Genomic DNA, 19,998 nt, shown 5'->3' with positions numbered 1-19,998 from the left:
TTCGTTCCGTCCGGGCGCGATGACCAGCATGCCCCGCGGATCACGAATCACCCAGGCCACGCTTCTGCGTACGTCTGCCGTGCCTACCACTGGCGGGGTCAGGCTGGTGGGCGTACGACCGTGAATACTTGAACGCATGGACGAACAGCTGGAGCCCGTACAGGGGGCCGGTGGCGCCCTGGACCGGCGTGCCGAGCTCAGCGAGTTCCTGCGTACCCGGCGTGCCCGGCTGAAGCCGGAGGACGTGGGGCTGCCGGACTTCGGGCGGCACCGGCGGGTGCCGGGCCTCAGGCGCGAGGAGCTGGCGCAGCTTGCGGGCGTCTCGGTCGCGTACTACACGCGCCTCGAGCAGGGCAACGGGCGCAACGTGTCGGCGGAGGTGCTGGACTCGATCGCGCGGGCGCTGCGGCTCAGTGACGCGGAGCACAACCACCTCACGCATCTCGCCAAGCCGAAGACGCACAAGAAGAAGCCGGCGGCCCGCACCGAGCAGGTGCGCGGGGCGCTGCGGCAGCTGCTGGACTCCCTGGACGGGGTGCCGGCGTACGTCTCGGGGCGGCGCGGGGACATCCTCGCCTGGAACCGGATGGCGGCGGCCGTCTTCGGCGACTGGGACGAACTGTCGGCCCCGCAGCGCAACTGGGCGCGGCTGGTGTTCCTGTCCCCCGAGTACCGCGAGCTGTTCGTGGAGTGGGAGCAGAAGGCGAGCGACATCGTCAGCTTCCTGCGCATGGAGGCGGGCTGCTACCCGGACGACCCGCGCCTGTCCTCGCTGGTGGGCGAACTCTCCGTGAAGAGCGAGGAGTTCCGGCGGCTGTGGGCCACGCACGACGTCCGGGAGAAGAGCTACGGCGTCAAGCGGCTGCGGCACCCGCTGGTGGGCGATCTCACCCTGGACTTCGAGTCGCTCCGCCTGGCCGACGACGACGGGCAGGCGCTGACCATGTACCACGCGGAGCCCGGTTCGCCGTCGGCGGAGGCCCTGCGGCTGCTGGCCAGCTGGGGCGCGGACGCCACCCGGGCGGGAGCGGGCCGCTCGGCGCCCTCGGCCTGAGCGCCGGTACCCGCGTCCACGAAAGCCCCCGCCGGAGGCCGAGCCCACGGCGGGGGCTTTCGCTGATCGCTACTTGCCGTAGTACGCGTTGTAGATCGAGATCGTCGACTTGTTGTCCTGCTTGTCGGTGATCTTGGCGTGGAACGAGACGGCCTGTCCCTTCGCCGGGTTCTTCACGGTGATCTTGCCGCCGACCACCTTGACCTGCTTCCAGGTCTGCCCGTAGTCGTACGACACGTACACGTACAGCGTCTTGAGGTTGGCGCCCTTGGCCGCGCCCTCGACGGTGAGCGGGATGGTGAGCGTCTTGCCCGCCGGGACCCGGTTGTCCGGGCCGGTCTGCGCGTTGAAGCGGACCATGGACGCGGGCAGCTTGGCTGCCGTGCCGGCGGCCGGCTTCCTGGAGCGGAAGGTCCAGCTCGCGTCGACGCGGGTGGAGGCCGCGGCGACATGGACGCTGCGCGTGACCGACGTGGTCAGCCGGTACTCGGCGTCGCCGGACGGCACCGTGAACTCCTTCAGGCCGAACAGCGGGTCGTCGTTGGAGCCGACCTTGGTGCCGTTGCGGTAGAGGGTGGTGGTGACGCCGGTGAAGTCCGAGGAGCCGGCGTGGCCCGCGCCGTCGGCGAACAGCGGGACGGAGCCGTAGACGCTGTTGCCGTCGCGGAAGAGACCGAAGTCGGTGTTCAGGTGCGGGCCGAAGACCGCCGTGTTGAAGGTCTTCGCGTACTTCTGGCCGGCCTTGAACAGCTGCGGCGCGCCCAGCGTGTAGTAGGCCTCCGGGATCGGGAGGCCGTCGGCGTCATGGCCCTTGTACTGCTGGAAGTCCCAGGACCACTGGATCCTGTCGGACGTCGACAGGTACAGCGTCCGGGCACCCGGCAGCTGCTGCTCGACGCCGGTCGCGAAGACCACGTCGCCCGGGAACTCGCCCAGCGGGAACAGGGCGCCCGACTTGCCGGCGGCGCCGGCGCCGAGGTCGTTGCGCACCGTGGCGAGTTCGCCCGCCGTGAAGTGGCGGACCTTGTCGCCCTGGATCTTCTTGACGTTCGCGGTGGTGGCCACGTCGTACTCGGCGTTCGCGCCCTTGGTCCACTGGCCGCTCCAGGTCTGGTGCAGGCCCGAGACCTCGCCGCCCAGCGGTGCCATGCGGACGTCGGCGAAGGACTGCAGACCGATGCTGAAGCCGATGCCGGCCGGGTCGTAGGAGTAGCCGACCAGTCCCAGCTGCTGCTTGGCCTGCGCGTCCGGCACCGTGATGTCGGCCGCCTTGGTGGTGCGGGCGTCGAGCGTCACCGAGGTGTCCTTGGTGACGCTCAGCTTCGGCTGGACCAGCCAGTCGAGACCGCCCCGGAGGTTCACCAGGTCCTTGGCGATCCAGCCGTCCAGCAGGTAGTCGCCCTTGGGCAGCCGCATCGTCGCCGTACCGGAGTCGGAGACGGTCACCTGGTAGGCGCGGCCGTTCGCCAGGCCCGAGTAGCCGAGCAGCGCGGTGTTGTAGTCACCGGTCGGCTTGCCGTCCCGGTCGAGGTGCTTGACCGTGACGTTGTACGACTCGACCTCGCGCTGCACGGCAGCGGCCGTACGGATTGTCTGGCCGCCGCCCGTCGCCGTCACGTACGCCGAGTACGCGCCGTCGAGCGTGCCGCCCAGCCTGGTGTCGACGGTCAGGTCGACCGAGGCCTTGCCGCCCGCGGGGACGGTCACCTTGGTCGCGGCCAGCTTGAAGAAGCCCGCGGGAGCCGCCTGGCCCTTCGGGTTCGTCGCGGTCGCGGACAGGGACAGCGTGACGTCCTTCGTGCCGAGGTTGCGGTACGTCACCTGCCGGTTGACCGGCGTGTCGTCGGTGTGCGGCCACTGCTGGGTACCGAAGCTCAGCGACACCGGGTCGGCGATCACGGTCTGTTTGATGGCCTGGTCGACCGCGACACGGCCCGAACCCTGCTGGAACGGCGTGTACGTGCCGCCCTTCGCCGAGCCGGTCAGGGCGCCCTTGAGCTCGGAGAACCTCCAGTCCGGGTGCTCCTGCTTGAGGATCGCCGCCGCGCCCGCGACATGCGGGGTGGCCATCGACGTACCGGAGATGGTCAGGTAGCCGGGCGGGTTCTCGCCGACCTCCTGGTCGATGACGCTGCCCGGGGCCGCGGCGGCGGTGATGTCCACGCCGGGCGCGGTGACGTCCGGCTTGATGGCGCCGTCGACGGTGGGGCCGGTGGAGGAGAAGTCGGCCAGCTTGTCGTTGCCGTCGACCGCGCCGACGGTGAGCGCGTCCTCGGCGCTGCCGGGTGAACCGATCGACTCCGGGCCGTCGTTGCCGGCGGCGATCGCGAAGAGGACGCCCTTCTGCTCGGACAGCTTGTTCACCTCGGCCTCGAGCGGGTCGATGCCGGGGGTGTCCTGCCCGCCCAGGCTCAGGTTGACGACGTCGGCGCCCTGCTCGGCCGCCCACTCCATGCCGGCGATGATGCCGGAGTCGTCACCGTTGCCGGTGTCGTCGAGGACCTTGCCGTTGAGGATCTTGGCGCCGGGCGCCACGCCCTTGTACTTGCCGTGGGACTTGGCGCCGGTGCCCGCCGCGATGGACGCGACGTGCGTGCCGTGCCCGAAGTGGTCGCCCGCGTCGGCGGCCGTGGAGAAGTTCTTGGACTCGAGCACCTGGCCCTTGAGGTCCGGGTGGTCCGCGTCGACGCCGGTGTCCAGCACGGCGATCTTGACGCCCTTGCCGTCGTAGCCGGCCGCCCACGCCTTCGGGGCGCCGATCTGCGGCACGGACTTGTCGAGGCTGGCCTTGCGGGTGCCGTCGAGCCAGACGTGCGCGATGCCGGCCGCGGTCCTGCCGCCGTTGGTCACCGCGTCCCACAGGGCGGGCGTCTCCTTGAGCGGGGTCTGCACGGCGTCCGCGTTCAGGGCCTTCAAAGTCCGGCGCAGGGTGCCCGCGTCACGCACGTCGGCCTTGGCGGTCGTCGCCGCGCCCTGGTACCCGACGATGACCTTGAGGCCCTTGGCCTGGGATTTACGGGTGGCGGCCCGGTTGAGCTCGGTGATGTCGAACAGCCGCTGGTCGAGCCTTCCGCCGGCGACCAGCCGGGCCGCGTCCGCCGGTATGACGAGCGTGTGCCCGCCGGCCTTGCGGATCTGGACGGGTATGCGCTCGCGTCCCTTCGCCCGCTCCAGGCCGACGACGCGGCCCTTCGCGTCGACGATCACGCGGTCGCCGGTGATCAGGGTGATGCGGTGCTGGGACGCGAGTGAGGCCTTCGAGGCCGCGCTCGTGGGCCCGGCCTTGGCCTGCGCCGGGCCGGTCATGCCCGCCGCCAGGGCCACGGCGGCCGCCGTGGCGACGGTGGCCGCGCATGCTCTCTTCACTTGTCTGCGCAAGTCTCCCCCTGGAGATGAGGTACCGGGCGAATTCCCCGTTCACCCGGCCGGGGGGACGACCGCACACCTGCGCGGATCCCCCGGGACACGCAGTATGCCGGGGGATGATCAGCGACCTCAAGAGTTGAGAGGAGGGTAAGAGCGCGATGTGAGGACCGTTACGCGCCGGGCGGTGAGCAGTTGACCTTCCGCCGCCTCACGCGCCCGCGTTCTCCTTGACGGTGAGCCTCCCCTTGCGGATCGTCGCGAGCCTCGGCGCCTTCTTCGCGATCGCGGAGTCGTGGGTGACCATGATGAAGGTCAGCCCGAGCTCCTTCCACATGCGCTCCAGCACGTCCATGATCTCGTCGCGCATCGACTCGTCGAGGTTTCCGGTGGGTTCGTCGGCGAGCAGCACCTTCGGCTGCTTGACGAGCGCGCGGGCGATCGCGACGCGTTGCTGCTGACCGCCGGACATCTCGGACGGCAGGTGCCCCAACCGCTCCCCGAGACCTACCGAGTTGAGCGCCTCAGCGGCCCGCTCGCGGCGGTCCCTCACCTTCACGCCGAGGGGGACGAGAGCGGTTTCGACGTTCTCCTGGGCGGTGAGCGTCGGGATCAGGTTGAAGCTCTGGAAGACGAAGCCGATGTTCTCGCTGCGGACCCTGGTCAGCCGGGCCTCGGAGAGCTTCGCCAGGTCGGTGCCGTCCAGGACGACTTCGCCCTCGGTGGGCCGGTCCAGGGCGCCGAGCATCTGCAGCAGGGTGGACTTGCCGCCGCCGGTGGGGCCCTGGATGACGAGGCGGTCGCCGTCGCCGATGGTGAGGTCCACGGCGTCGAGGGCGTGGATGGCTTCCTTGCCCCGGGTGTAGCGCTTGGTGACGCTTCTGAGTTCGTACATGTCGCTGGCTCCTGGGTGGGGTCGGGGTGGTGGAACTCGGCGGCCGGGAACGACCGTCACTCGACGCGCCGCAGAGCGTCCGCCGGCCGCAGCCGCGACGCCCGCCAGCCGCCGAACGCGCCCGCGATCAGGCCGCCCGCCACCGCCAGCGCCACCGCGAGGGCCACGGTCGTCACGCTCACCGGAGCCGTCAGGGCTACGTCCAGGGTCCTGGCCGCCGCGCGCCCCGGACCGAAGCCCCCACCGCCGAACCCGCCGCCGCCGAACCCGCCACCACCGCCCGAGCCGCCCAACTGGGCCTGCAGGGTGGGGCTGATGGCCGTCACGACGTACGCGCCCGCCAGCCCGAGGGCGATTCCCAGCGCCCCGCCGAGCAGCCCGTTCACCACGGCCTCACCGACGACCTGCCGGGTCACCCGGCCCGACTTCCAGCCCAGCGCCTTCAGCGTGCCGAACTCACGGACCCGGCGGGAGACGGCGGAGGAGGTGAGCAGACCGGCGACGAGGAAGGCGGCCACCAGCACGGCGACGGACAGCCACTTGCCGACGTTGGTGGCGAGGCTGGACGCGGTGGACAGCGAGCCGGACACCGTGGACGCGAGGTCGGCGGAGGTGGTGACCGTCGTACCGGAGACGTTCTTCTGGATCGTCGACTTGACGGCGGAGATCTGCTGGGAGCCGGTCGCCTTGACGTAGATCGTGGTGACCTTGCCCTTCTCGCCCGCCAGCGTCTGGGCCTCCGTCAGCGGCATGTAGAGGTTGGCCGCGGAGTCGCCGCTGTCGGCCGTGGCGATACCGATGACGGTGAACTTGACGCCCTTGATGGTGACGGTCGAACCGACCTTGTACTTCTTCTCCTTGGCATACGCCGAGTCGGCCACCAGCACCTTGGCGCTGGACTCCGTGGTCCTGAAACCGCGGCCGCTGGTGATCTTCGAGGAGGTCAGCGGGCCGAGCCCGGTCCTGGTGACGTCGGTGCCGTAGACGGTGTACGCGTTGACGTCGAAGTTGGCGCCGCCGCCCTGGACCTGGCCCTGCGGCTGCCCGTTGCCCTCGCCGCGCTGGAACCCGCCGCCGCTGCCGCCGTTCTGCTGGAACTGGCCGCGGGTGAACTGGCCGCTGATCTTCACCACGTTGAGGCTGAGTCCGCCGACGGCCGCCGACACGCCCTTCTGGCCCGCGACCTGGGTGACCGTGGAGGAGGCGAGGGTGGTGAAGCCCTGCACCCGGATCCGGTCGCTGCTCTGGGTGGTCCTGTCGTCGTTGCCCCGTGCGTCGAACTGGAAGCGCGGCTGCTGCGAGCCGCTCGCCGCCGGTGTCGCCGCCTTGGTGACCGTCATGTCCGTACCCAGGCCGTACAGCGACTGGAGGACCTTGTCCTGGGCCCTGTTCATGCCGGACGACACGGAGGTGACCACGATGACCAGCGCGATGCCCAGCGCGAGGCCGGAGGCGACGACGAGGGCCGCTTTTCTGCGGCGGCGCAGCTCGCGCCTCAGGTAGGTGAAGAACATGGCCGCAAGCTAGGGACGGCGCGTGATGGCTGGATAAGCCCCCAATAAGAGCTGCATGAGAAGCGGTTGGCGGGCGGGGGAAAGTCCCCGGACGCACCGATGCCGCCCCTCGGGGCGGCATCGGGAGGCAGGGGGCGGAGCGTGTGTCAGACGGCCGAACCGGCCTTCCACTGCGCCCAGCTGAGGTTCCAGCCGTTGAGGCCGTTGTCCGGCTGGACCACCTTGTCACCGGTGTTGGAGATGACCACGACGTCACCGACGATCGAGTGGGTGTACATCCAGTAGCCCGGCGTGCTGGTGTCCTTGGCGCCCTTGGTGTCGGACAGGCCCACACAGCCGTGGCTGGTGTTGACGTTGCCGAAGATGGACTTCGCGCCCCAGTAGTTGCCGTGCAGGAAGGTGCCGGAGTTGGTGAGGCGGATGGCGTGCGGCACGTCCTTGATGTCGTACTCGGCCTTGCCGTCGTTGTCGGTGAAGCCGACCGTCGTGCCGTTCATCCGGGTCTGCTGGTACTTCTCGGACATCACCATGATGCCGTTGTACGTGGTGTGCTGCGGTGAACCGGCCGAGATCGGGATGGTCTTGATGACCTTGCCGTCCTGCGTGACCTTCATCTGCTTGGTCTTCGCGTCGACGTAGGAGATCTGGTTGCGGCCGATGTGGAAGGTGACCGTCTTCTGCTGCACGCCGTAGACGCCGCTCGCCCCCTGGACACCGTCGAGGTTGAGCTTCAGCGTGACGGTGGAGTTCTCCTTCCAGTACTGCTCGGGGCGGAAGTCCAGGCGGTTCGCGCCGAACCAGTGCCCGACGACCTCCTGGCCGCTGCTGGAGGAGACGGTGATGCCCTTCTGGACCGCGGCCTTGTTGGTGATCGCCTTGTCGAAGTTGATCGACACCGGCATGCCCACGCCGACGGTGGTCCCGTTGTCCGGCGTGAAGGTGCCTATGAAGCTGTTGGCCGGGGAGACGGTGGTGAAGGAGGCGTTCTCGTGCGCGACCCGGCCGGCCGAGTCCTTGGCGGCCGCGGAGACCTTGTACTTGGTCGAACGGTCCAGCTGGCCGTTGGGCTTCCAGCTCGTCTTGTCGGCGGAGAGCGTGCCGGCGACGGGGGTGCCGCTCTCGGTCGTCATCGACACACTGGTGAGCGTGCCCTTGCTGACCGTGACGGCCGCGGAGTTGTTGATGGAGGCGTTGTCGGTGCCGTCCTTGGGCGTGATCCTGATGTCGGCCTCGGACGCCTTCTTCGCCGCCGCCTCGTCGGCCTTCGCCTGCGAGGTGCCGCTGTTCCCGCTGCCGGAGGCCTTGCCGCCACCGCCGCCGGAACACGCCGAAAGCACCAGAACACCACCGAGCAGTGCGGACGCGACCGTCAGGCCCCTGCGCCGCCTACTGTTCGTCATCACACGCTTCTCCATCGTTGCCGTATCCCCAAAAACCCCGAGAGTCCCCGCCGACCGGCGTCAGCCGTCAACGACCTTCAACGCTACGACCGGTATCGCCCGTTCCACATGTCTCTGACGTGTGGGGCACACCACGTCCGCCGCGGCGGAGGGTGCCACCGGCGGCCGGTGTGTCACCTGAGACGACGAAACCCCGGACAGCGGTTGCCACCCGGGGCCACTTTCCCTGGGCCGCTCAGCCGACGCCGTCCTCCTCGTCATCTTCCCGGACATCGTCCTCGTCCAGGTCCCAGTCCGGCGAATCGGGGTCGTACTCGACGGGCTCGCAGGACCAGGAGGCCTGCGCGAGCTCGACCCCGGGCACCTCGCTCACCAGGTCGAACGGGTCGACGAGATAGGCCAGCGCCTCCGCCGTGTCTTCGGTCACAGCACCCTCGGCGTGCGCCCGCTCGTCGTCCGGCAGCTCCGGTTCGTCGGCGATCCGCCGCAGAGCCGCCTTGGTCACGGCGTCGGTGTCGTCCAGCTCGAGGACGAGTTCCACCCGAAGGCGGACAAATCGTGAGGTCTCTCCGGTACTCATGGCGGGAGCGTACGGCCCGTGCCTCCCGTGACTTTCCCGTGACCCGCGCCTTTCACTAACATCGCCCCACACGGCCAATTCGCCAGCGCCACAAGGAGTTAGATATTCCGTGTCATCCGCTCGCCGAACGTTGCTGACCGCCACCGCCGCGGGCACCCTGCTGGGCGCCCTGTGGTTCGTCCCGTCCGCCAACGCGACACCGGACACTCCGGCGAGAACGCAGCCCTCGACGAGCACGACGACGCAGGCCAGGGCCGTGTCGGCGCAGGCCTCGCATATCTCGGACAGCTCCGCGGCCGTGCGCGACGAGACGCAGCTCGCCGACACCGGAAGCGTCGACACGACCCCGTACGTCCTCGGCGGCACGCTCTTCCTCACGCTCGGTGCCGGTTTCGTCGTCTACTCGGTGCGCCGCGAACGCCTCGGGTTCTGAGAAGGGGCCGGCACCCCGGCCCCCCTCCCTGCCCTACGGCTACTGCAGCGGCCCGGTGACCGTCTCCACCGCGTCGACCAGCTTCCCGGCCCGCACGAACGCGTCGGCGGCGGCCAGGTCGGGCGCCAGGAACCGGTCAGGGCCGGGGCCCTGGACGCCCGCGGCCCGTACGGCCTCGATGGCGGCCTGGGAGGCCGGCGCCGGAGCCAGCCCCTCCCGCAGCTCGATGGCACGGGTGGCCGCGTACAGCTCGATGGCGACCACGCGCGCGAGGTTGTCGACGGCGGTGCGCAGCTTGCGGGCGGCGGACCAGCCCATGGAGACGTGGTCCTCCTGCATGGCGGAGGACGGGATGGAGTCCGCCGACGCCGGTACGGCCAGCCGCTTCATCTCGCCGACCAGCGCGGCCTGCGTGTACTGGGCGATCATGAGTCCCGAGTCGACACCGGCGTCGTCCGCGAGGAAGGGCGGCAGCCCGTGGCTGCGGTTCTTGTCGAGCAGCCGGTCGGTGCGCCGCTCGGCGATGGACGCCAGGTCGGCGGCGGCGATGGCGAGGAAGTCGAGGACGTACGCGACCGGGGCGCCGTGGAAGTTGCCGTTGGACTCGACCCGTCCGTCCGGCAGCACCACCGGGTTGTCCACGGCCGAGGCCAGCTCGCGCTCGGCGACCAGGCGGGCGTGTGCGATGGTGTCGCGGCCGGCGCCGGCGACCTGGGGGGCGCAGCGCACCGAGTAGGCGTCCTGGACACGCGGGGCGTCGTCCTGGTGGTGCCCGGTGAGCTCGGAGCCCTTCAGCACGGCGAGCATGTTGGCGGCGGAGGCGCCCTGCCCCGGGTGCGGGCGGATGGCGTGCAGTTCGGGCGCGAGCACCTTGTCGGTGCCGAGCAGCGCCTCGAGGCTCAGGGCGGCCGTGACGTCGGCGGACTTGTAGAGGGTGTCGAGGTCGGCGAGGGCCATGAGCAGCATGCCGAGCATGCCGTCGGTGCCGTTGAGCAGGGCGAGCCCCTCCTTCTCGCGGAGCTCCACGGGCGCGATCCCGTGCTCGGCGAGCAGCTCACCGGCGGGCCGCACGGTCCCGTCCGGGCCCTCGGCGTCGCCCTCGCCCATGAGCGTGAGCGCGCAGTGCGACAGGGGCGCGAGGTCGCCGGAGCAGCCGAGGGAGCCGTACTCGTGGACGACCGGGGTGATCCCGGCGTTCAGGACGTCCGCCATGGTCTGCGCGACCTCCGGCCGCACGCCCGTGTGTCCCGAGCAGACGGTCTTCAGGCGCAGGAACATCAGGGCCCGTACGACCTCCCGCTCGACCCGCGGGCCCAGTCCGGCGGCGTGCGAGCGGACGATGTTGCGCTGCAGCTGGGCCCGGAGTTCCTGGCTGATGTGCCGGGTCGCGAGGGCGCCGAAGCCGGTGCTGACGCCGTAGACGGGCTCGGGCTTGGCCGCCAGCGCGTCCACGATCCCGCGGGCGGCGGCGAGGGCCGCGACCGCCTCTCCGGAAAGCCCGACCCGGGCGCCGCCGCGCGCCACGGCGAGAACGTCGGACGCGGTCACCCCGGACGTCCCCACCACCACAGTGTGCATATCCATATTCAGGAGCGTACGCAGTGAAGACGAAGATGTCACTAGTGGGGGTGCGCTACGCCCCTTACACGCGCCGCCCCCGGAAACGGCGGCGCTCCACGGCGCCCTCGGCCGGCTCCGCGTCCGCCAACCGCACGACGGGGTCGTCGGGGCCCTCCCGGCCGGCCACCACCGGTTTCGACGCCCGCTCGGCCTTGGCCCGGTACTGGGCCGCATCGGCGAGCCGGAACAGCCGCCGGGCCGAGCCGACCGGCCCGATCGGGTCCTGCGTGGAGGCGACTCCGCAGGCCACCCCCTCCCCCAGCTCCAACTCGGTGGCGCGGCGGCACAGTTCGTCCGCCGCCTTGACCACCTCGTCGGCGGACGGCCCGACCGCCAGCAGACAGAACTCGTCCCCGCCCAGCCGGGCCGCGAGCGCCCCCGGCAGCATCGCGCCGCACAGGGAGAGCACCGAGCCGAAGCGTTCGAGGAGCCGGTCGCCGACGGCGTGGCCACGGGTGTCGTTGACCCGCTTGAGCCCGTTGAGGTCGCAGACGACGAGGCTGACGACCGTGCCGTCCGCGCGGTGCCGCTCGATGGCCTCGTCCAGCCGCATGTCGGCGGCCCGGCGGTTGGCGAGCCCGGTGAGCGCGTCGGTGTACGCGAGCCGTCTCGCCTCCTCCAGCCGCTCCGCCTGCGCGATCCCGGCGGCGAGGACGGCGGCGAGGACGGTCGCGAAGTCGGCGTCGGCCCGCTCGAAGACCGGCGCGCCCAGCCGCCGCGCGACATACAGCTCGCCCCACGCCCGCCCGTTCAGCACGACAGGCGCGACGACACAGCAGCCGCGCCCCCTGCGGCGCAGCGCGGCCACACGCTGGTGCACATACCCGGGCCGGCGCCCGGCGGCCGGACCCTCCGCCGTCTCCACCCAGGCATGGGGCTCCCCACCCCCCGCCCACCGTTCGTGCAGGAACTCGGCGATCTCCGGAAACTGGTGGACGGGGTACGACTCGTCCTCGGGGAACTCCTCCTCCCCGGCGGCCCGCTCCCCCACGTTGACGAGGACCCGCAACCGTCCGAGCTCCCGCTCCCACACCGAGAGCGCGGCGAAACTCCCGCCCAGCGCGCGGCACGCGCCGACGGCCGCCGCCCGCCACGCCTCGTGCGAGCCGTGCGCCGCCGCCATGCCCTGCGCCAGCGCGACGACGGCCGCGAGCCGGTTGTCCTCACCCATCACTCCAGGTTAGGGAGGTTTGGGGTGATTCGTTCGATTACTACGGCGGTGGAGTGACCGGCGTTCCCCAGGGCCTCACTCGCCGGGCCACTGCGGCTTCCGCTTCTCGTTGAAGGCCGCGACCCCTTCCGCCCGGTCCCCCGAGAAGGCCACGGACCGCCAGGCCGCGTCCTCGACCTCGAGGCCGGCCCGCAGGTCGAGGCCGTGCCCGAGCCGCAGGGCGCGCTTGGCGGCACGCAGGCCGACGGGCGAGTTCGCGGCGACACGGGCGGCGAGGGCGAGCGCCTCCTCGGTGTCCCGGCCCTCCTCCACCAGCTCGTCCACGAGCCCGAGCTCCCTCGCCTCGGCCGCCTCCACCCGGCGTGCCGTGAAGATCAGCTCGGCGGCCCGCGCGGCGCCGACCCGGCGCGGCAGCAGCTGCGTGCCGCCGCCGCCCGGGATGACGCCGACGGAGACCTCCGGCAGGCCCACTACCGCCGTACTGTCGGCCACGATCAGGTCGCAGGACAGCGCCAGCTCGAACCCGCCGCCCAGCGCGAAGCCGTGCACGGCGGCGACGGTGGGCACCGGCAGCTCCAGTACGGCGGTGTAGGCGCCGCGCGTGACGGGGCGCTGGCGGACCAGGTCGGCGTCGCTGAAGGAGTTCCGCTCCTTGAGATCGGCCCCGACGCAGAAGGCCCGCTCATGGGTGGACGTCAGCACCACGACCCGGACGTCCCGGTCGGCGCCGAGGGCGGCGCAGGCCCCGGTGACGGAACGGGCCATCTCCGTCGACACGGCGTTCATGGCCTTGGGCCGGTCCAGGGCCAGTTCCGCGACACGCCCCTCGCCGTGCCGCCGCACCAGCACGAACTCCCCGAACCGCTCCTCACTCATGACACCCTCCGGTTAACGCGGGTTAACTTCCTCTCCCCGATCATCGCAGCGAACCCCCTCCGCGCAAAGACCGACCCCTGGTTCCAGCCCCTCACCCCGACAACCCGTTCGAGTGACATCCCGCCCAACTCGGCTCCCACCCCCCACAGCAGCGCATAACGTGCGTCCGCCACGGCGCACCGGGGGTGCGAGCGCATCGGGGAGGACACCATGAGGGCACACCTGGAGGAAGACGTGGAGTCGGCCGCGGCCCGGCCCCTGCTCTTCGGCCCCCGCATCCGCGGGCGTCACCGCAGGCCACGGCCCCGGAAGGTGCTGTTCGCCGTCGGAGGGCTGGCTCTGGCGGCCGGAGCGTTGAGCCTCGTACGGCTCAGCCCCGACACCGGTGTCGGCGGAGGCGGCACCGCGGAGGCGGAACCGAGGCTGGATCCGGGCGGCACCGGCGAGGCAGCGACGAACACCGCCGCCACCGTCGCGGCGGTCCCCGACACGGGCCCGTCGGCGACCTCCCCCATGGGCGGCGCCGGCGCGACCCTCACGGCAAGCCCGGCCTCCGTCCCCCGGACGACGGCAGGCCCCTCCTCGCAACCACCGTCCGCGACCCCCACCGCACCCCCCGGCACCACCACGCTCCCCGACACCCCGGTCCCGACCGCACCCGCCGCGACGCCTCCACCGGCCCCCCGACCGACCCCGGCGCCGGACCACACCACACCCCCGCCGACGACCCCACAACCCGCCCCGCCCGGCCTCTGCGTACCGATCATCGGCCTGTGCGTGACCGGATCAGTCGGCCACGGCTGACGGGCGGCGGACACGGACGCCTCTGCCAATTCCCGCCCGCAGCCCACCCGCTCCCGCCGCAGCACGCCCGCGACCGCGCGCCGCACCCGCCTGGGCGTGCAGGCCGGTCTGTGCGTAGGTGTGGCAGGCGGCCACGGCCGACGCGCGGCGGGGCGCAGCTGACGCCCGCCAGGCGCCGTCGGCTAGGGCCTGTTGCGAAAGTGGCGTCGTCGCCCGGCGGGCGGCCGCGCGGCGTCGTGGGGGCCCCCGCGCGAGTGGTTCGAGCGTGGGGGAGCGTGGTCTCGGCGTGCCGGCCGGAAGACGCCGTCGATGGACCGGGCGTACTCGGGCTTTCGGGCGGTGCGGCGAGTGGGGGTACCCCCTTTGGGGGAACGTGCCGGGCGTCGCGCGGCAGGCGCCACTTTCGCAACAGGCCCTAGGGCTAGGACACCCCGCCCCTACGCGTGAGCAGCCACGGTTCGACCACGCCGAGGCCTCGCACCGGGCGCTGCCACATCGGCTGGAGGGCGAAGCGGTAGGTGGGGGGCTCCTCGCCCTCCTTCTCCGCCGTCGCGGCGGCCTCGGCGGCCTCCGCCTCGGACGCGGGGGCCTCGCCGGTGCGGATCAGTTCCTCCGCGAAGGCCGAGTCGACCAGGACGGCGTCGCGGGGAGCTATCGAGGTCAGCCGGGAGGCGAGGTTCACCGTCGTACCGAACACGTCACCCATACGGGTCGTCACCGTGCCGAACGCGATGCCCACCCGCAGCTCCGGCATCGTCTCGTCGTTCGCCATGGTCTCGATGAGGCGCAGGGCGATCTCGGCGGCCACCCCGGCGTCGTCGGCGGAGTACAGGACCTCGTCACCCAGCGTCTTGACCAGCCGTCCGCCGTGCGCGGCCACCAGGTCCGCGGCGGTCGTCTCGAAGGCCTCGACCAGCTCGCCGAGTTCCTCCTCCTCCATCCGGCGGGTCAGCCGCGTGAAGCCCACCAGGTCCGCGAACCCGACGGCGAGGCGCCGATCGACCATCTCCTCGTCGTCGGCGGCCTGGACGACCCGCCCGGCGGAGGCTGCGAGCTGGCGGCGCCAGACGTAGACCAGGAACTCCTCCAGCTCGGGCAGGAGCAGCTCGACGATCGGGTAGGTGACCTCGGTGCGGGTCATCCCAGGCTCCGGGGGCTCCGTCAGGCCCTCCAGGAAGGAGTCGATCTGCCACTCGGCCAGCCGGGCCGTGGTCTGCCCGGTGGAGCGGGCCACCTGCACGGCCATCGCCTCGCTCAGCAGGCCCGCCTCGACCAGACCGGACAACCGGCGCAGCGCGAGGACGTCCGCCTCCGTCAGGGCCTTGGCCTGGCCGATGTCGGCGAAGCCCATGGCCCGCCAGAAGCGGGTCGCCAGCTCCACGGAGACGCCCGCGCTACGTGCCGCCTGAAAGGGGGTGTAGCGCCGGTCGGCACCGAGGATCAGGTGTTCGAGACGCAGGGCGAGCGGGTCCTCGCCGGGATCGGCGGCGTGGGGGTCCACCCGGCCGTCCGCGTCCGAACCGGAGCCCGTGTCGTCGACGGTCACGCCTGCTGCCCTTCCGATCTGCCGCGGTCAGGTATCGACCGGCCTTCACTCTACGGCAGGTGTGCCGTGGCTCACTCCCGTGGAGCCGACGGTACGTCACCCCTTCAGGTGCGGTGGCCGTCCTCCGCCCTTCCTCACACCGGCCGCACGTGCACGATGTCCCCCGCTCCCACCGGCTCCTGCACCCCCGCCGCCGTCGCGATCACCAGCCTTCCGTCGCCGTCGACGGCCACCGCCTCACCGGTGATCGACCGGTCCCCGGGCAACTCGGCCCGCACGGTCCGCCCGAGCGTCGCGCAACCGGCCGCGTACGTCTCCTGCAGGCCGCTCACCGCGGGGTCGCCGCCGGCCTCCCGCCAGCGCCCGTACCACTCCTCCAGCGCCCGAAGCACCGCCCTCAGCAGGGGGTCCCGGTCCGTGCTCACCGCCCCGGCCAGCGCCAGCGACCCGGCGGCGGGGACCGGGAGCTCGCCGGCCCTCAGGGTGACGTTGATGCCGACGCCGATCACCACCGCGTCGTCCCCGGCCCGCTCTGCCAGGATCCCGCCGGCCTTGCGTTCTTCGCCGCCGATGGAGACCAGCAGGTCGTTGGGCCACTTGAGTGCCGTGTCCACGCCCGCCGCCCGCGCCAGCCCGGTCGCCACCGCGACCCCGGTGAGCAGCGGGAGCCACCCCCACCGGGCCACCGGGACCTCGACGGGGCGCAGCAGCACGGAGAAGAAGAGGCCCGAGCGGGCCGGCGCCGTCCACTGGCGGTCGAGACGCCCCCGGCCCGCGGTCTGCTCCTCGGCGACCAGGACCGAGCCCTCGCCCGCCTTACCGGCCGCCGCCAGGGCGACCAGGTCGGAGTTGGTGGAGCCGGTGGCGCGCACCACCTCCAGCTCCCGCCACAGCCCGCCCTCGTGCAGCAGCCCGCGGCGCAGCGCGTTGGCGTTGAGGGGCGGCCGCTCCAGATCGGACCAGCGGCTGTCGTCTGATGCATCTTCCGGCGTCATGCAAGCCACCCTAGGTGTGTGAAACGCCGCACTGCTCTTTCGTAGGGCCACCACTACTCTACGGATGAGTAACCGTCCCCCCCTTTTGAGCAGGCAGGGAGCCGCGATCCCGATGTCCGAGCCGGAAGAGACCGACATCCACACCACCGCGGGCAAGCTCGCGGACCTGAAGCGTCGTATCGACGAGGCGACGCACGCCGGCTCCGCACGTGCCGTCGAGAAGCAGCACGCCAAGGGCAAGTTGACGGCCCGTGAGCGCATCGAACTGCTCCTCGACGAGGGGTCCTTCGTCGAGCTGGACGAGTTCGCCCGGCACCGCTCCACCAACTTCGGCCTGGAGGCCAACCGCCCCTACGGGGACGGGGTCGTCACCGGCTACGGCACGGTCGACGGCCGTCCCGTCGCCGTGTTCTCCCAGGATTTCACCGTCTTCGGCGGAGCGCTCGGCGAGGTCTACGGCCAGAAGATCGTCAAGGTCATGGACTTCGCGCTGAAGACCGGCTGCCCGGTCATCGGCATCAACGACTCCGGCGGCGCCCGCATCCAGGAGGGTGTGGCGTCCCTGGGCGCGTACGGCGAGATCTTCCGCCGCAACACCCACGCGAGCGGCGTCATCCCGCAGATCAGCCTGGTCGTCGGCCCCTGCGCGGGCGGCGCGGTCTACTCCCCGGCGATCACCGACTTCACGGTGATGGTCGACCAGACCTCGCACATGTTCATCACCGGTCCGGACGTCATCAAGACGGTCACCGGCGAGGACGTCGGCTTCGAGGAGCTGGGCGGCGCCCGCACCCACAACTCGGTCTCCGGCGTGGCCCACCACATGGCGGGCGACGAGAAGGACGCCGTCGAATACATCAAGCAGCTGCTGTCCTACCTCCCCTCGAACAACCTCTCCGAGGCGCCGGTCTACCCCGAGGAGGCGGACCTCACGGTCACCGCCGAGGACCTCGAGCTGGACACCCTCGTGCCGGACAGCGCGAACCAGCCGTACGACATGCACACGGTGATCGAACACGTCCTGGACGACGCCGAGTTCTTCGAGACCCAGCCGCTGTACGCGCCGAACATCCTCACCGGCTACGGCCGCGTCGAGGGCCACCCCGTCGGCATCGTCGCCAACCAGCCCATGCAGTTCGCCGGCTGCCTCGACATCAAGGCCAGCGAGAAGGCGGCCCGCTTCGTGCGCACCTGCGACGCCTTCAACATCCCGGTGCTGACCTTCGTCGACGTCCCCGGCTTCCTGCCCGGCGTCGACCAGGAGCACGACGGCATCATCCGCCGCGGCGCCAAGCTGATCTACGCCTACGCCGAGGCCACCGTCCCCCTGATCACCGTGATCACCCGCAAGGCCTTCGGCGGCGCCTACGACGTCATGGGCTCCAAGCACCTCGGTGCCGACCTCAACCTCGCCTGGCCGACCGCCCAGATCGCCGTCATGGGCGCCCAGGGCGCCGTCAACATCCTGCACCGCCGCACCATCGCCGAGGCCGAGGCGAACGGCGACGTCGACGCGGTGCGCGCCCGCCTGATCCAGGAGTACGAGGACGCCCTCCTCAACCCCTACGTCGCAGCCGAACGCGGCTACGTCGACTCGGTGATCCTGCCCTCCGACACCCGCCGCCACGTCGTCCGCGGCCTGCGCCAGCTCCGCACCAAGCGCGAGTCCCTGCCCCCCAAGAAGCACGGCAACATCCCCCTCTAAGGAGACGCTGTGACCATCAAGGTAGTCCGGGGCAACCCCACCCCGGAGGAACTGGCAGCGGCCCTGACAGTGGTCAGGGCCCGCGCCGCAGCGGCTGCAGCGACACCGCCGGGCCCGCCCACGGCCAGGGACACCTGGTCCGACCCGTCCCGCATCGCATCCCACCGCCTGCCCCAGCCGGGGCCCACGGCATGGACGCGCACTTACTGGCCGGGGTGATCGAAGCAACTCAGGGGCGCGGGGAACCGCGCACAAGAGTACAGCTCAGGGCGCCATTTGAGTACCCGTACTCAGGCGCCCTGCCGAAGCCCAGCGCAGGCTGGTGGCATGCTGTGGTCCGACCCCGAGAACGAACCCCCCGACGAACTGCGCGAAACGCAGGACATGTTGCGGCGGCTCGGCGTTCTCATGGCGCTGGCCATGGTCCTGGCGATGATCGTGATCGGCCTGCGGTGAACGCCGACACGCCCGCCGATACCCTGGCCGCATGACCGATCAGCCGCGCCGCCTCATCCTGGCCTCCCAGTCCCCCGCCCGACTCAACCTGCTCCGCCAGGCCGGCCTGGACCCCGAGGTCGTCGTGAGCGGCGTGGACGAGGACGCCGTCACCGCCCCCACCCCCGCCGAGCTGGCGCTCGCCCTCGCCGAGGCGAAGGCCTCCGTCGTCGCCGCCCGGCCGGAGGTGAGCGGCGCCCTGGTGATCGGTTGCGACTCCGTGCTGGAGCTGGACGGCCAGGCCCTCGGCAAGCCGGGGGACGCCGAGGAGGCCACGGCCCGCTGGAAGGCGATGCGCGGGCGGACCGGGACGCTCCAGACCGGTCACTGCGTCTGGGACACCACCGCCAGGCGGCACGTGTCGGGAACGGCCTCCACCCTCGTCCACTTCGGCGACCCCACCGACGAGGAGATCGCCGCGTACGTCGCCACCGGCGAACCCCTCTACGTCGCCGGGGCCTTCACCCTGGACGGCCGCAGCGCGCCGTTCATCGACGGCATCGAGGGCGACCACGGCAACGTGATCGGCCTCAGCCTCCCCCTGCTGCGCAGACTCCTGACCCGGCTGGGCATCCGCATCACGGAGTTGTGGGCGCCGGCGGAGTAGCCACGGGCGGCGAGTCCGCGCCGCCCTCGCCGGACGGGCCCTCGCCGTCGGGTCCGGCGCCCCTCGGCGGCACCGCGTCGGCCGGCTCGGCGGGAGCGTCGTAGGTCATCAGCAGCAGCACGATGAGCGCCAGGACGACCAGCATGAACACGAACGCGACCCAGCCCACCAGACCCCACACCAGGGCCGCCAGCAGCCCGTGCACGACGGCCGCGCTGACCAGCAGGACGCGGCCGAGGCCGGCCGGCGGGCGGTTGCGGACGGCCACGAGGAGCGCGACCAGTCCGCACAGGGCGTAGTAGAGGCCGAAGACGATGCCGCCGATCTTCGAGGAGATCGACATCGTGTTCGGGTCGAGGCCGGCCAGGGACATGTCCTGCCGGTCGACGACGATTCCGAGGAACCAGTTCAGCGCGGCGACTCCGAGTGCCTCCACGAAGAGGACGACCGCCACGACCCACGCCACCGGCCTGCGCACCACCGGTCCCCACCCACTCTCGAGCCAAGATCTGGTTACCCCAAGTACGTTTTCACTCCATCGCGAACGCTACTAACGGGTAAACCCTGGGACAAGGGTTCTACGGACCGCAAAGAATCATTGGGCCATTCGTAGGATCTCCACAAAGAAACCGAGTGGCCCGCAGCACGCTCTCACAGAGACCTTGACCACATGGGAGAGCTAGGGTTTCCGGGAGGAGTCCTGCGTACCTAGGTGCGACAAGGGATTTCGCGGGTCGGGCGAGCCTCGTATCACGCTCCGTGTGGGCAAGCTCACCACAGGGGATGGGTCGAAGTGTCTCGTCGGCAGTCCCTAAACTCGGCTTGTTTCAAGGAGGGAGCCTCAATCGTGCGCAAGGTGCTCATCGCCAACCGTGGCGAAATCGCTGTCCGCGTGGCCCGTGCCTGTCGGGACGCCGGCATCGCGAGCGTGGCCGTCTAC

At 71.3% G+C, this 19,998-nt stretch carries 19 protein-coding genes; 8 read left to right on the top strand and 11 right to left on the bottom strand.

Features of this window, described 5'->3' with window-relative positions:
- Positions 1-136: 136 nt before the first annotated feature.
- A complete protein-coding gene (locus tag ACIRVK_RS00095; RefSeq protein WP_404242275.1) occupies positions 137-1,054 on the top strand; it encodes a helix-turn-helix domain-containing protein in 918 nt (305 codons plus the stop codon).
- Positions 1,055-1,123: 69 nt separating this feature from the next.
- Here ACIRVK_RS00095 and ACIRVK_RS00090 read toward each other — a convergent pair whose 3' ends face one another.
- The 5 genes from ACIRVK_RS00090 to ACIRVK_RS00070 form a co-directional block, all read right to left on the bottom strand.
- Entirely contained in the window at positions 1,124-4,420 is a 3,297-nt protein-coding gene (locus ACIRVK_RS00090) for a S8 family peptidase (RefSeq protein ID WP_404242273.1), read from the bottom strand.
- A gap of 208 nt (positions 4,421-4,628) precedes the next feature.
- The gene (locus ACIRVK_RS00085) at positions 4,629-5,312 is read right to left on the bottom strand and encodes an ABC transporter ATP-binding protein (protein WP_404242271.1); all 684 of its coding nucleotides are present in this window, start codon (positions 5,310-5,312) and stop codon (positions 4,629-4,631) included.
- 56 nt (positions 5,313-5,368) lie between these two features.
- A complete protein-coding gene (locus tag ACIRVK_RS00080) occupies positions 5,369-6,826 on the bottom strand; it encodes an ABC transporter permease (protein ID WP_404242269.1) in 1,458 nt (485 codons plus the stop codon).
- A 146-nt stretch (positions 6,827-6,972) separates the two neighbouring features.
- Positions 6,973-8,241 (bottom strand): Ig-like domain-containing protein, encoded by a 1,269-nt coding sequence (locus tag ACIRVK_RS00075; protein WP_404242267.1) that lies wholly within the window; start codon positions 8,239-8,241, stop codon positions 6,973-6,975.
- Between the two features lie 220 nt (positions 8,242-8,461).
- On the bottom strand, positions 8,462-8,806 hold the full coding sequence (locus tag ACIRVK_RS00070; protein WP_404242265.1) for a hypothetical protein: 345 nt from the start codon (positions 8,804-8,806) through the stop codon (positions 8,462-8,464).
- 109 nt (positions 8,807-8,915) lie between these two features.
- On the opposite strand from ACIRVK_RS00070, the gene ACIRVK_RS00065 reads away from it, so the two are divergent.
- On the top strand, positions 8,916-9,239 hold the full coding sequence (locus ACIRVK_RS00065; RefSeq protein WP_404242264.1) for a hypothetical protein: 324 nt from the start codon (positions 8,916-8,918) through the stop codon (positions 9,237-9,239).
- 39 nt (positions 9,240-9,278) lie between these two features.
- Here the strand turns inward: ACIRVK_RS00065 and hutH are convergent, their stop codons facing one another.
- The 3 genes from hutH to ACIRVK_RS00050 all read right to left on the bottom strand — a co-directional run bounded on the left by hutH (position 9,279) and on the right by ACIRVK_RS00050 (position 12,906).
- Entirely contained in the window at positions 9,279-10,817 is a 1,539-nt protein-coding gene (gene hutH, locus ACIRVK_RS00060) for a histidine ammonia-lyase (protein WP_404243109.1), read from the bottom strand.
- 64 nt (positions 10,818-10,881) lie between these two features.
- Positions 10,882-12,030 (bottom strand): diguanylate cyclase domain-containing protein, encoded by a 1,149-nt coding sequence (locus ACIRVK_RS00055; protein WP_404242262.1) that lies wholly within the window; start codon positions 12,028-12,030, stop codon positions 10,882-10,884.
- A gap of 75 nt (positions 12,031-12,105) precedes the next feature.
- Positions 12,106-12,906, bottom strand: coding sequence for an enoyl-CoA hydratase/isomerase family protein (locus ACIRVK_RS00050; protein ID WP_404242260.1), 801 nt, complete (start codon positions 12,904-12,906; stop codon positions 12,106-12,108).
- 210 nt (positions 12,907-13,116) lie between these two features.
- Between ACIRVK_RS00050 and ACIRVK_RS00045 the strand changes: the two genes are divergently transcribed.
- Positions 13,117-13,710 carry a hypothetical protein gene (locus tag ACIRVK_RS00045; RefSeq protein ID WP_404242258.1) on the top strand — a complete coding sequence of 198 codons (594 nt, stop codon included), beginning with the start codon at positions 13,117-13,119 and terminating at the stop codon, positions 13,708-13,710.
- Positions 13,711-14,131: 421 nt separating this feature from the next.
- Here the strand turns inward: ACIRVK_RS00045 and ACIRVK_RS00040 are convergent, their stop codons facing one another.
- Together ACIRVK_RS00040 and ACIRVK_RS00035 are read right to left on the bottom strand one after the other, a co-directional pair.
- The gene (locus tag ACIRVK_RS00040) at positions 14,132-15,256 is read right to left on the bottom strand and encodes an adenylate/guanylate cyclase domain-containing protein (protein WP_404242256.1); all 1,125 of its coding nucleotides are present in this window, start codon (positions 15,254-15,256) and stop codon (positions 14,132-14,134) included.
- A 134-nt stretch (positions 15,257-15,390) separates the two neighbouring features.
- On the bottom strand, positions 15,391-16,251 hold the full coding sequence (locus ACIRVK_RS00035) for a biotin--[acetyl-CoA-carboxylase] ligase (protein ID WP_404242255.1): 861 nt from the start codon (positions 16,249-16,251) through the stop codon (positions 15,391-15,393).
- A 112-nt stretch (positions 16,252-16,363) separates the two neighbouring features.
- Here ACIRVK_RS00035 and ACIRVK_RS00030 point away from each other — a divergent pair, with 112 nt between their 5' ends.
- From ACIRVK_RS00030 to ACIRVK_RS00015, 4 genes are all read left to right on the top strand, one after another.
- The gene (locus ACIRVK_RS00030) at positions 16,364-17,956 is read left to right on the top strand and encodes an acyl-CoA carboxylase subunit beta (RefSeq protein ID WP_404242253.1); all 1,593 of its coding nucleotides are present in this window, start codon (positions 16,364-16,366) and stop codon (positions 17,954-17,956) included.
- 9 nt (positions 17,957-17,965) lie between these two features.
- Positions 17,966-18,175, top strand: a complete 210-nt coding sequence (locus ACIRVK_RS00025; RefSeq protein ID WP_404242251.1) for an acyl-CoA carboxylase subunit epsilon — start codon at positions 17,966-17,968, stop codon at positions 18,173-18,175.
- A gap of 108 nt (positions 18,176-18,283) precedes the next feature.
- A complete protein-coding gene (gene mmpB / locus ACIRVK_RS00020; protein WP_404242249.1) occupies positions 18,284-18,412 on the top strand; it encodes a morphogenic membrane protein MmpB in 129 nt (42 codons plus the stop codon).
- A gap of 31 nt (positions 18,413-18,443) precedes the next feature.
- A complete protein-coding gene (locus tag ACIRVK_RS00015; protein WP_404242248.1) occupies positions 18,444-19,058 on the top strand; it encodes a nucleoside triphosphate pyrophosphatase in 615 nt (204 codons plus the stop codon).
- Here ACIRVK_RS00015 and ACIRVK_RS00010 read toward each other — a convergent pair.
- Positions 19,030-19,539, bottom strand: coding sequence for a hypothetical protein (locus ACIRVK_RS00010; RefSeq protein ID WP_404242246.1), 510 nt, complete (start codon positions 19,537-19,539; stop codon positions 19,030-19,032). The two genes, ACIRVK_RS00015 and ACIRVK_RS00010, sit on opposite strands and share 29 nt — an antisense overlap.
- 366 nt (positions 19,540-19,905) lie before the next feature.
- Here ACIRVK_RS00010 and ACIRVK_RS00005 point away from each other — a divergent pair.
- On the top strand, positions 19,906-19,998 hold a 93-nt coding region (locus ACIRVK_RS00005), incomplete at its 3' end, for a biotin carboxylase N-terminal domain-containing protein (protein ID WP_280842533.1).

The sequence above is a fragment of the Streptomyces sp. NPDC101152 genome (assembly GCF_044768275.1).
Taxonomy (GTDB): domain Bacteria; phylum Actinomycetota; class Actinomycetes; order Streptomycetales; family Streptomycetaceae; genus Streptomyces.
This window is presented reverse-complemented; position numbering and strand designations above follow the sequence as displayed.